Source organism: Curvibacter sp. GW821-FHT09D12 (assembly GCF_059416245.1).
In genome coordinates this window covers 1-11,914 of the sequence record NZ_JBWKOU010000032.1, presented here as the reverse complement: position 1 = coordinate 11,914, position 11,914 = coordinate 1, and the positions used below count along the sequence as shown (strand labels likewise).

10 protein-coding genes are annotated in these 11,914 nt (G+C 47.6%); 9 read left to right on the top strand and 1 reads right to left on the bottom strand.

Annotation, left to right across the window (positions count from 1 at the left end; all coding sequences use genetic code 11):
* Window positions 1–48 precede the first annotated feature (48 nt).
* Both AC07PT_RS28000 and AC07PT_RS27995 read left to right on the top strand, forming a co-directional pair.
* Window positions 49–483: a DUF2304 domain-containing protein gene (locus AC07PT_RS28000; protein WP_494658867.1), complete on the top strand. Its 435-nt coding sequence runs from the start codon at window positions 49–51 to the stop codon at window positions 481–483.
* Between the two features lie 231 nt (window positions 484–714).
* Window positions 715–2,592 carry a glycosyltransferase family 2 protein gene (locus AC07PT_RS27995; RefSeq protein ID WP_494658866.1) on the top strand — a complete coding sequence of 626 codons (1,878 nt, stop codon included), beginning with the start codon at window positions 715–717 and terminating at the stop codon, window positions 2,590–2,592.
* A gap of 380 nt (window positions 2,593–2,972) precedes the next feature.
* On the opposite strand, the gene AC07PT_RS27990 is transcribed toward AC07PT_RS27995, so the two are convergent.
* Window positions 2,973–3,845 (bottom strand): sulfotransferase domain-containing protein, encoded by an 873-nt coding sequence (locus AC07PT_RS27990; protein ID WP_494658865.1) that lies wholly within the window; start codon window positions 3,843–3,845, stop codon window positions 2,973–2,975.
* Between the two features lie 1,230 nt (window positions 3,846–5,075).
* Between AC07PT_RS27990 and AC07PT_RS27985 the strand changes: the two genes are divergently transcribed.
* The 7 genes from AC07PT_RS27985 to AC07PT_RS27955 are packed head-to-tail and all read left to right on the top strand — an operon-like array spanning window position 5,076 to window position 11,799.
* Window positions 5,076–6,050 carry a glycosyltransferase family 2 protein gene (locus AC07PT_RS27985; RefSeq protein WP_494658864.1) on the top strand — a complete coding sequence of 325 codons (975 nt, stop codon included), beginning with the start codon at window positions 5,076–5,078 and terminating at the stop codon, window positions 6,048–6,050.
* Window positions 6,043–6,738, top strand: a complete 696-nt coding sequence (locus AC07PT_RS27980; RefSeq protein ID WP_494658863.1) for a GNAT family N-acetyltransferase — start codon at window positions 6,043–6,045, stop codon at window positions 6,736–6,738. The genes AC07PT_RS27985 and AC07PT_RS27980 overlap by 8 nt, the downstream gene beginning before the upstream one ends.
* The gene (locus AC07PT_RS27975; protein ID WP_494658862.1) at window positions 6,726–7,094 is read left to right on the top strand and encodes a GtrA family protein; all 369 of its coding nucleotides are present in this window, start codon (window positions 6,726–6,728) and stop codon (window positions 7,092–7,094) included. Before AC07PT_RS27980 ends, AC07PT_RS27975 begins: the two co-directional genes overlap by 13 nt.
* Window positions 7,091–7,864: a class I SAM-dependent methyltransferase gene (locus AC07PT_RS27970; RefSeq protein WP_494658861.1), complete on the top strand. Its 774-nt coding sequence runs from the start codon at window positions 7,091–7,093 to the stop codon at window positions 7,862–7,864. The genes AC07PT_RS27975 and AC07PT_RS27970 overlap by 4 nt, the downstream gene beginning before the upstream one ends.
* Window positions 7,861–9,009, top strand: coding sequence for a dTDP-4-amino-4,6-dideoxygalactose transaminase (rffA, locus tag AC07PT_RS27965; protein ID WP_494658860.1), 1,149 nt, complete (start codon window positions 7,861–7,863; stop codon window positions 9,007–9,009). Before AC07PT_RS27970 ends, rffA begins: the two co-directional genes overlap by 4 nt.
* On the top strand, window positions 9,006–10,958 hold the full coding sequence (locus AC07PT_RS27960; RefSeq protein WP_494658859.1) for a hypothetical protein: 1,953 nt from the start codon (window positions 9,006–9,008) through the stop codon (window positions 10,956–10,958). Before rffA ends, AC07PT_RS27960 begins: the two co-directional genes overlap by 4 nt.
* A 55-nt stretch (window positions 10,959–11,013) precedes the next feature.
* A complete protein-coding gene (locus tag AC07PT_RS27955) occupies window positions 11,014–11,799 on the top strand; it encodes a glycosyltransferase family 2 protein (protein WP_494658858.1) in 786 nt (261 codons plus the stop codon).
* Window positions 11,800–11,914 lie beyond the last annotated feature (115 nt).

Sequence of the window (11,914 nt, the reverse complement as noted above, 5' to 3'; positions counted from 1 at the left end):
ACATGGCCTCAAGGGCCTTTCAACTTCATTAACATGGCGCATCTTCAATTGACCACCAGCCTGCTGGGCCTGGGGCTGGCGGGCCTTATTTTGTACCTGCTGCGGCGGGACCATCTGCACCTGAGCCATGGCCTATTCTGGATCCTGATTGCCGCTGTGGCGGCCCTCTTTGGGCTCTGGCCAGGATTGATCGATCATCTTGCGGGCTTTGTCGGCATTGCCTATCCTCCGACACTGCTGCTGCTGCTGGCATTGCTTGTTGCCTTGGTCAAGGCCTTGCATGCTGACCTTTTGAATACACGTCTTGAATTACAACTCAAGCGAATCAACCAAAAAATTGCCTTGCTAGCCCAACAAGTCGATGATCTCAACACCTCCTGCTCCACTGTTCAGGTGAAAGCCGCCATAGACGCACCTGATCACCAAATCAATGAATTGACCACGTGCCTCCAATCTGATCCCCAGCGAGAACTGGAAATGTGAAGGATTCCCTTCATGGCCTTCCTCGTGCCCACGCTTCTCCTGTAACCTCGATATACCACGCCACTTACGGTCCAATGAGGTGCGCCTCAAAGGGCGCAGCAACGCCCCTGACAATGGTTGCTGTAACCTCAACGCTGCTGTCGACTTCACCAAGTCCTCAGTCCGTGCGCCTGGAACGTACGCACTGCCAGCCACGAGGCGCCGCTCTATCAATAGGATAAATTACGACCCATGGGTGCCGTCACTTTTTCATTAGATCCCCATTTGGTGGATGCACTGTGTTCAACTCTCGAACTCAAGGTGTTCGTGGAGTCTGGCACCTTCAAAGGCGACACCACACAAGCAATGGCGTCGCGCTTTGATGTAGTTCACTCCATCGAAGACTCTGACACCCTTTGGAAAGCTGCCAGTGCGCGTTTTGAAGGGCATTCCGGAGTCACCATCCACCACGGCCACTCACCAACGCGACTTGGTGAACTGCAGCAGAAGTTGTGCCAGACCGCCGTGTTGTATTGGCTCGATGCTCACTGGTGCGTGGCCTCTGGCGCCACAGGAGAAACCTCACAATGCCCGCTGCTAGAGGAATTGGCAGCACTCCGAACGTTAAATCCAAGCTCCGTGGTACTCATCGATGATGCAAGATTTTTTCTTGCCCCCCCCCCAGCGCCACACGACATCTCGCAATGGCCCACGCTACAACAGGTAATAAGCGCGTTGCGGAATTTGAGCTCATATCATGAAATCATGGTTGTCAATGATGTCATTGCTTTCTTTCCGGCGAATGCTCGTGAGGCGCTGCAAGCATACGGTCAACACCGTGGCACAAATTGGCTGACTGTTATGCACCAAGTTCGAGACTATTCGAATCTGGCTGTCCAATTCAACCATGCTCAACAACAGTTAATAGACAAAGATATTCTGATACAACGCCAGCACGCCATGCTGAATGATACGGTCGACAACAGGAATTTTCGCCAGAGCCAAGCGGGAGTCCCCGATGGGGAACCAAAGGTCCCGTGCGCAGTAACAACAGAACCGTTGCAACATACAGAAGCGCTGCGAACGATACTGATCGAAAAAGAAGAAATCATTCGAGCGTTGGCTAAAGCTCTTGTCGCCTATCGCATCCTTTATCTGGCATTCTTGCCAGGACGATTGTTGAGCAACTTTATTCGCCACGGCTTACAGCTCGTTCGAATTATATTGCTGCCGCTGCGTTGGGGATTCAATGTATTGAGATCAGCAATGAAACCTGGCCTTGGAGTCTTATACCAGTACCCCCCAAAGACCATGGTGCTTCCGCCTACCAAGATGGTCATGTTGGCGGCTGAAAAGGCGCCGCAGATTTCAATCGTCACGCCCAGTTACGGTCAAGGGCATTACATTGAGCGCACCCTATTGAGCGTACTCGAACAAGGTTACCCCAACCTAGAATACTTTGTGCAAGACGGTGGTTCGCAAGACGACACCGTCGCCATATTGCAGCGCTACCAAAGCCGTCTGACAGGCTGGGTGTCGGAAAAGGACAGCGGTCAATCCCAGGCCATTAACCGTGCCTTCCAGAAGACCAACGGCGAAATCATGGGCTGGCTCAACTCCGACGATCTGCTGCTGCCCAATGCCCTGGGTGCCGTAGCGGATTACTTCCTACGCCATCCCGAAGTCGACGTGGTGTACGGCAACCGCGTGCTGATCGACGAAAACGATCAAGAGATAGGTCGATGGATCATGCCAGGTCATGACGGAGAGGTACTGTCATGGGCGGACTTCGTGCCACAAGAGACCATGTTCTGGCGCCGTCGTATCTGGGACAAGGTAGGGGCTCAGATTGACGAGTCGTTCCGTTTTGCCATGGACTGGGACCTGCTGGTGCGCTTCCGAGATGCGGGTGCCCAATTTGCCCACATCCCGCAACTTATTGGCGCTTTCCGAATCCACGAAGCACAAAAAACCTCGGCCAACATCAATGAGATCGGTCAACAGGAAATGACGAGGATCCGGGAGCGCTTGCTGGGGCGGCAACCCAGCCATCACGAGATCAGAAATGCAATCTGGTTCTTCATGCTCAAGCATCTGGTCGCCGACCGACTGCATCGCCTGACACACTGAACTTTGTCGGCCCTGCCAGGCAAGAAACCCTGGCTCAGGCTTAGGCACGGCGCCCCAAATCGTCACAATTTCGCGCAAGCAATCTAAGCGGTCACGAAGACCTAGCAGGCTGCTGAAATACTGCCCCGCCCCGAGAAAGGCCTTGGCCCGAACTCAGTAGGTTTGCGAAAGGAAAACAGGCTCTCGGTGAATGTGTCGGTGACGCGCATGGGAGTCAGGAATCCCAGGGTGCCGGGAGCTTACCGCCTGCGGCCTCAGCACACAGTCTGATCAGTGAGGTATTTCTTCGGCCTGTTAAGCCTCATGCAGCCCGCCACATTCACTCAAATATATTAATGGGATTTTTAACTTGAAAACTCTATTCTCGCGATCTACAAGCTCTAAATTTTGAGACATGGGGTCAAGGACTCAATTACTCTCAAGCGATCTTTACAGGCTTGATCAAGCTCCTCTATTACCCTCAATCGCGCCTCGCATTCTTTTTTATAATATTGAATCTCGTTCTTCAGCCCCAATAGAGATCCACTAAGTTCTATTATTTCGCTAGGCAGTGACGTACGCGCCATCTGAACTTCGTCACTTGACGCATAACCAAGCTCAAGCATCAATTCGCCATGCTCGTGAAAAAATAGCCCATTAATCAACGAAGTCCATCGTGAGTCCCCCCCCCAATCTGCACGTCCTTGACGAAAGAACTCCGGCTTCATTTGATGAAGCTTCTCAAATGGATTGTTCCAAGGCCTGAGCACGGGGCACGCTATGAAATCCCCAATTTTCTGCAAAATCGCGTCTGACGCATTGACGAGATCCTCGTAGCGAAGCAACAGCATTTGCCCATCACCCTGTTGCCATGAGCGATAATGTTCAGACCATCCACCATAAAAATCCAATCCCATGATCAAGGCGGGCAGCGATGTACTCAAGCCCTGCGTGAACCGTGCATGGTATTCAAGGTAACTGAGAATTGATTTTCGCCCATCCCGTACGACATAAATTGTTTTGTGCCTATCCAGGGGAGATCGATGGATTTTCACGTAATGCATCTCGGGGGAAGTGGATGCATCTGCATAAAACTCTTCCCAGGGCATATTAAGGTTCAGGTGACCTATGGCCTGCCCCTCCGGAGCTGAAAAAAACTCATCACGCTCATGTCTCGCCTCGGCATCATAAGTTTGCAGGCCAAAGCAGCTTTGAAAGAGGGTTCTCAGCAAGGTATTGCCGGACCGCGGGTAAGAAGCCAGCCAAGTGATCATAAATTATCGTATATCTGTTGTTTCGCTGTGGCCGGCAATGGCTGGAACACGAGCTGCTGAAGCATAGCATTCATGGTCCTCATGCCGGGTAGAAACAGGCGCGGTACAGTGACTGATCGCCACTTCGACTCGATGTCGTATCGCCTAGCTTGCAGCCCACCAGCAATGAGTCAGTTACCGTTGAATTCCCCTGTCTCGCAGGCGAAGTCGTCAACATTGCACCTGGCTTGGTGCGGTGCGTGACGGCTGCCGCCATGCCACCAGGTCATCCGCGTCATCCGCGTCATCCGCCCTAGGTTAGCGAGTGCCATGAGAAATGCAGACTCTATAGGGGCTTGGGTGGCTCTCTGCGATCGTACAAACTGAACTCAACCAACACACAGCTCACATCGCACCAGCCCTGTGACCCTACGACATCTGCTGCTTCGATCCGTGCTATTAGGACCCCCATGTCCAACATCGCGCCAATCGAGCCACCTCGCGTCTAGGAGCACCAGCGGCAGATGAGGATTGAAAAGTGAGGAAATCAGGACCCAAAGTCATGCAGAATGCTCGCTTTAACTGCCCATTTCCGAACAGTCTAAGCCGTAGTGTGCGGCACATGCAGGCCAAGGCCCGTCTACAACACATGCGAAATCTTTGCGCGAGCATACCCGCCTGCCGCCCAGTAGAGCGCCGACCATATTGACGGTGAGGTATTGGCCGTACACGCGAGGCAGCCAACAAAGCGTGCTGCGCGTTGCGTTGGCTTGAGTTTGGCCCAGACGAGGCGCGTAACAGTTCCCCTGCCAAGTCAAGCTTTGTTATGGTTAAGTCCATCAGGGCAGTTCATTGATACAGAGCGACATTGAACACACAAGTGCAAAACTTCTACGGCATGGAGATATTTGTTGCCTGGTCCGCTGACAACGCTAGCCACAAAGTGGCCCAACCCGAGGACACGATCACTTGTGAGCCCCCAACCTCGCCTGCCCACATATTTTGACTACGGTACTTTTGAAATGCGATATGTATGGCATCCAGGATGCAGGGAAACCAATGTGCAACCCGAGAACATGCTCCCCCTTTCTGTTGGTACCAATCACTTAGTAGCAGCATTGAACTGCGCCAGACTTACGTTAGGTCTGAATGGTAATTCGATCAACGGCTTGACGCACACACCTTGTACAGGGCTTTTCGCCCTTCGTACTTGTATTGTGCGTAGTTTCCCCCGCCACAAATAACTGCCATATGCCACACAATGCACCCGACCTTGCAGCCATGACCGGTTCAAATAAGCAACCTATCATATCCGTCGTCATTCCTGTATACAAGGCAGAAAAGTGCCTTGATGAGCTTTACCATCGTCTCTGCGTTGCTTTGAACCATATATCTTCAGATTTCGAGATCATTTTGATTGAAGACTGCGGAGGAGACCAATCATGGGAGCATATTGAACGCCTTTCGAAGGCTGATGACAGGGTTCGAGGCATTCAATTCAGTCGCAATTTTGGTCAACATTATGGCATTACTGCGGGCCTGCATCATAGCGTTGGAGATTGGGTTGTCGTAATGGATTGCGATCTTCAAGATCGCCCAGAGGAAATCCCTCGACTTTATGCGAAAGCAATGGAAGGCTTTGACATCGTACTCGCACGGCGCGGATCGCGACAGGACCCCATCCTAAAGAGATTCAGCTCCAAAATATTTTACAAAATATTCTCCTACCTTGCGGAAATTGAGTTCGATGGTGAAGTAGGAAACTTTAGAATCATTTCTCGAAAAGTAGTTTCCAGCTTTAAAAAAATGGACGAACAACTGCGCTTTTTTGGTGGACTAATTCAATGGCTGGGTTTCCCAACGTGCAGTATTGAAGTAACTCATGCAGAACGCCATGCAGGTCAGTCCAGCTATACCTTAAAAAAACTATGGAAACTGGCAACAGAGACAATCATTGCCTACTCCGACAAACCACTTCGCTTGGCCGTGCGCTTCGGATTCATAATGGCATTATGCTCCTTCCTGTATGGAAGCTATATCTTGATGCATGCGCTCTTGTATGGATCTGCCATTCCGGGCTGGAATAGCCTAATCGTCTCTCTATACTTCATTGGCGGCCTCATAATATCAATACTCGGCATTCTCGGAATTTATTTAGGCAAAACATTTGACGAATGCAAAAAACGGCCTCTTTACATTATCAGAAGGACAACATTCCATGAATAACTCATCCAAAATCACTGCAAGCCCGTGGGACGCAATTGCGCTCAAAATACCCGCATGGCAAATTATGGATTACTCCGAAGACACATTAAAAGCAGCAAACAAGTTAGATGGGCATCAGAGCATAAAAATTGATCCACTTGCTTCAAAGAAATTACTACATGATTATGGGTTTTATTACACAGACACATTAATTGAGCCCTATTGCACACCTGAGAATTTAAAATCACACGTTCATCCTGACGTAACCATTTCTCAAAATTTTGATGCAGATCGGCTTCTCACCATCTGTCATGGTGCATTCTCTCATGGACGATTTCACAGAGACTTCAAAATTAAGAACGAAGATGCCGACCAACGCTACGACAATTGGTTAAAGCAATTGATTCAATTAAATCAAGTTTACGCACTTTGCTGGCAAACGAAGGTCTGCGGATTCATCGCATATCAAGACAATTCATTGGTACTTCATGCAGTGGACCCAGCTTTTCGGGGTCGAGGCTTGACCAAATATTGGTGGAGCTCCACATGTATTGATATGTTTGCAAAAGGACATACCTGCGTGCGAAGTTCAATATCAGCCGCCAATCTTGCCATGCTAAAACTCTTTATATCTCTCGGTTTTTCTTTCAAAAACCCGCAAGACATCTACCACAGAGTTAACTCGGCCACGATCGAATGCATCAACTAATACGATATATCTTGATTGGCGGGGCCAGCAACCTTTCCATATACTGCCTCTACCTACTCGCACTTCACATTAATTTACCGCCAATCATCGCCATGACACTGTGCTATGCATCTGGGGCATGCATTGGATTTCTCGGGAACAAGAACTGGACTTTCTCCAACAGAGCAAGCTATCAAAAGACTTTACCTCGCTTCTTAATTGCACACATAATCGGTTATCTAATTAATTTTATCACCCTCACTTTTTTAATCGATTATTTGAATTTTGATGCAAGAATCGCTCAAGCGATAGGCATTGCGGTCGTTGCAATCAACTTGTTTTTCGTCTTCAAAATATTCGTATTTGCCCAAAAATGAAAACCAACACGCCAGGATTTAAAGCCGAATATTTCAACGAATTATTCAGACTAGAATCATCCAACTTTTGGTTCCAATTCAGAAATATACTGATTATCTGGGCGTTAAACAAATACAGCAAGAAGCTTGACAAATTTCTAGAAATCGGCTGCGGCACCGGCTTTGTAGTATCTGCAATCTCGGATAATTTTCCGAGTACGAGCATCTATGCAAGTGAGTACTTTGAAGAAGGAATATCTTATGCCAAAAACAGATCTCCACGAGTAAATTTCATGCAGATGGATGCTCGCCATATTCCTTTCCAATCCGAATTTGATGCAATCGGGGCATTCGATGTTCTTGAACACATAGAAGAAGACGAACTAGTTTTACAACAAATATCCGAGGCCCTCCAACCCAACGGATTACTGTACATCACAGTGCCACAGCACAGATGGCTATGGAGTCATATTGATAATTATGCCTGCCATGTACGACGATATTCGCACGAAGAAATCAGAAATAAATTAACTGCTGCTGGCTTAAACCCCATTTTCAGCACATCGTTCGTTAGCCTTCTACTTCCAATCATGTACGTATCACGATTACGCAACAATAAAAATATTAAACTATCAGCAGAAAAAATTCCGGGACTAAAGATCAATAAATTTACAAACTCAATACTCTCAAAAATACTAAAAATTGAGTTCTTTATTTTTACAAAAATCGTCACCCTCCCTCTAGGTGGGTCCCGCTTCATCGTAGCTCAAAAAACCGCCACCACACTATGACAACGAATCTCAAGGCGATACCCTTCAATAAGCCATATATGACTGGCAGGGAGCTTTCTTACATTGAAGCAGCCCATCTCAACGGGCATTTATCAGGTGATGGTGAATTTACAAAAAAATGCCATCGTTGGTTGGAGAGCAACTGCCAAACTAGGAAGGCTCTGCTAACTCATTCCTGCACCGCCGCGCTGGAAATGGCAGCGATGCTTTGTGACATCAAGCCCGGCGATGAAATCATCATGCCGTCATACACCTTCGTTTCGACCGCTAACGCATTTGTTCTTCGGGGCGGTGTACCGGTATTTGTAGACATTCGACCGGACACGTTGAATATTGATGAAACAAAAATTGAAGCAGCAATAACAGAAAAAACTCGGGCCATCGTACCTGTACATTATGCAGGTGTAGCCTGCGAGATGGACGCCATCCTGGAGATTGCACGACGTCATGACCTGTTAGTGGTTGAGGATTCCGCGCAAGGCATTATGTCAACTTACAAAGGGCGAGCTCTTGGATCTATCGGAAACCTAGGCACCTATTCATTTCACGAAACCAAGAACTTGATATCTGGTGAGGGGGGTGCACTCCTAGTGAACGACGAAAAATTCACTGTACGTGCAGAGATAATCAGAGAAAAAGGAACAAATAGAAGTCAATTTTTCCGAGGGCAAGTTGACAAGTATACATGGACAGACATTGGCTCGTCATATTTACCCGGCGAAGTTATCAGCGCTTTTCTTTGGGCTCAGATGGAAAAGGCTAATGACATCACCGCGAGACGACTTGCCATTTGGGATACATATAATATCCAACTTCGGGAATTATCTGAGCGCGGCAAAATTATTCGCCCCACCATACCCTCGAACTGCAAACACAATGCACACATGTACTACATTATCGTAGAATCACTAAAGATAAGAACAGAACTAATTACATATCTTGGCTCAAAAAATATCAATTCAGTTTTCCATTATGTACCTCTGCATGATTCACCAGCAGGTTTACAGTATGGCCGCACCAGCGGGTCTCTTGTGAATACAAAAATCTTCTCTGATCGTTTGCTCAGGCTACCACTTTGGATCGGCGTGGAGAGCCATACTCATCAGATCATTGACATGATATACCAATTTTTTCAAGACAAATGACCCGCCCCCGTCCAACCCCCAATCGCCTAGCATTGATTTCAATAGCACTACTCATTGCGAGTGCGATTATACTCATCGGCCGATTTTCCCCCTTCATTCCAGATTATGATGGACTCAACTATTTTGCTACCGCCAGGCTGATGAATGACTGGCTTTTTTATGCATCCGAGCACACCATATCGACACCACATGCCCGTGGCGAGGTATATTTCTGGCCGATAAGCAACGCACTAAGCTCGATTATCGCAGCGCTTTGCTACAACAACCTCCCCAGGAACTATATTCCGATTTTAGTTAACTCTATTTATTTATTCAGCTTCTTCATCTACGCCAGCAAGATGAAGTCTGCCAAATACGCCCTACTCTTGTGCGCAATAATATGCAGTCATACCTTTTTCTTCAGATTATTCACAACTCTAACAACGGAATTCAATGTGGGGCTTTGGATAATATCTTATCTAATCGCCCTCAATTCAAAGCATAAAAATCGCCCAACTCACTTAAGCATTCTCACAGCACTCGGCCTAATACTTAGAACTGTAGATATTGTCTTTATATTGATCGCTGCATTCACACACATATTCAGCACCTGCCTAATCAATAGAGACAAGAAAAATGCAATAGGCACCGCCAGTGGAATCGGCCTGACCCTACTACTAAGTGCCCCCATATTTGCCAAACACTATCAAGTCACATTCGATTATATGTATGAAGCCAGTTTTGGCGCCACTGCAGCAGCCTGGAAGTCATTAGGCGGCGTATCCAGCAGGACTGATGTGATCATACAGTATGGCAAATACTTAACTCTTTACAACCCAATAATTCTTCCCGCCACACTTGCCACGATAGTCGCCGTTGCCCTTGCATATCGTTCGGAAAGTGCTCAAGAACAACTAAAAATATTTTCTTTCCTACCCACAGCGTTCTCCGTATGTATCCCATTATTAATGGCATCAACGCTTAACATACAAGTTGTTTTCTGGATATATTGTTGCTCGGCATTAATTCTCTCTGAATGCATCGCACTCATTTACAAAAAAGTGCACCGACCAGCATTACAACCAACCAACAACAAAAAATATAAGTCCATTATCCTCACGATATTAACCGCCATCTACGCAACTTACTTCCTCATTGGATCATGGCGCTATGAAACGAGCTATTTGATAGGATTACGTGAGAGCAACATCATTACCAACGACATAGCCCTCCTCCTCAACAAATCCGATATAGAACCGGTCGTTGCGACAAACTATCACGGCATCGGCCCATTGGATTTTCTTGGCTTATCCTGGAATGTAGATAAAAAATTAACCTCCGGCAACCTCGCCAACGTTTATGAAAAAGGCATGCCTGCTCGGGAATATATAAAGTTCAACTCTTCAACCAATTTCTACATTGCAGCTCGTGAGAACTATCTCTTCCCACCTCACTTCGGAATTAATGATGCAATACGAGAAACTTCTGGAATTTTTAAAACAATCGGCCCTGAGCTTGGGTTCAGAATGATGACAACGATTCACAAAAATGGGAAATATTTCGATATATGGTACCGGCCAACCTCAAAAGAACATCTGCAATTCGCACAATACAATGACAACTGGATTGCGGAAAAACTGCATCTTTCGGTCGGACAGGCCGAATTCTGCAACAAACTCACTCTCAGTGGGCGCTTAACGATGAAAGTAATGATAGCCAACCCAAATCAATCGGAATTTCTACCTCCATTTTCAATGGTAATGAAAGCAAGAGATTCTGGAACAGTTATAGCCACCGTTGAGGCACAGAGATTTGGTGAAAACGAATTAACCTTTCCTCTTAAACATGTGCAATGCGACGATTATGAAATATCTTTCGATAAATCATTTTCAACGCCAACTGATGCACGACGTCTCAGTGCTCAATTCATTCAACAACAAAGTACTTTGAGATTTGATAAAATTCAGTAGTTTATAAGTAGAAAATAGTGTACAAGTCTGAATCGCTTACAATCTAGACTTCTGCATGCCAGTTTTTAAACTGCCGAACTCCGAACTGATGCCTATCCCTCTGCCCCTCATTACCGTTGCCATCCCTTCCTTCAATCAAGGCATGTACCTTGAGCAGGCGTTGGCATCGGTGTTTGCTGATGATCTGCCAGTTGAGGTGTTTGTCATGGATGGTGGTTCTAGCGACAACTCACTGGACATCATCCGGCGGTGGGAATCGAAACTGGCGGGTTGGCGTAGCCACGCCGATGCGGGCCAATCGGCCGCCATCAATGAGGGAATTTCCCTTGGCAGCGCACCCTATGTATGTTGGCTAAACAGTGACGATTGGTATCTACCGAATGGGCTGACAGCATTGCTCTCGGAACTGCAATGCCACCCAACGGCAGCCATGGTCTATGGTCGAGCCTGGAACTTTGTTGAGCGAAACGGCAAAAGCCACGCGATCTGGACGCGTTCATTCAGCGAGTGGTGGCTCTCCCAACTATGCATAGTGGCACAACCAGCGACGTTAATGCGCCGGTCCGCCTGGGAGGCAGTTGGTGGCTTGGACACCAATCTGCATATGGCGATGGATTACGACCTATGGTGGCGCATGTATAAAACCATGGGACCATTGCATTTTATCGATCGCTTTGTAGCCACCAATCGTGAACACGCTGCAACCAAGACGAACACTTTACGTCGCCTGCACTATCAGGAGGCCATGACAGTGGTGCGCAAATACCATGGCAGTGTGCCTCTCAAATGGTGGCTGGCTCAGCCCTATGCGGTCTGGTATCGATCACGTGCCAATCGCTGAGTACGTACTGTATCGACCCCGGCACCGGGCGGGTAACGGTAAGCAACCGGCCAAGTCATCTATCCAGAGCCCTCGCCATAAGGTATTCATGTCCACGCCAATCAGCGCGGACATG

Bases quoted from the DNA above. Each gene is read 5' to 3' on its own strand.
- AC07PT_RS27995 (WP_494658866.1), top strand. From the start codon at position 715: ATGGGTGCCGTCACTTTTTCATTAGATCCCCATTTGGTGGATGCACTG.
- AC07PT_RS27990 (WP_494658865.1), bottom strand. From the start codon at position 3,845: ATGATCACTTGGCTGGCTTCTTACCCGCGGTCCGGCAATACCTTGCTG.
- AC07PT_RS27985 (WP_494658864.1), top strand. From the start codon at position 5,076: ATGCCACACAATGCACCCGACCTTGCAGCCATGACCGGTTCAAATAAG.
- AC07PT_RS27980 (WP_494658863.1), top strand. From the start codon at position 6,043: ATGAATAACTCATCCAAAATCACTGCAAGCCCGTGGGACGCAATTGCG.
- AC07PT_RS27975 (WP_494658862.1), top strand. From the start codon at position 6,726: ATGCATCAACTAATACGATATATCTTGATTGGCGGGGCCAGCAACCTT.
- AC07PT_RS27970 (WP_494658861.1), top strand. From the start codon at position 7,091: ATGAAAACCAACACGCCAGGATTTAAAGCCGAATATTTCAACGAATTA.
- rffA (WP_494658860.1), top strand. From the start codon at position 7,861: ATGACAACGAATCTCAAGGCGATACCCTTCAATAAGCCATATATGACT.
- AC07PT_RS27960 (WP_494658859.1), top strand. From the start codon at position 9,006: ATGACCCGCCCCCGTCCAACCCCCAATCGCCTAGCATTGATTTCAATA.
- AC07PT_RS27955 (WP_494658858.1), top strand. From the start codon at position 11,014: ATGCCAGTTTTTAAACTGCCGAACTCCGAACTGATGCCTATCCCTCTG.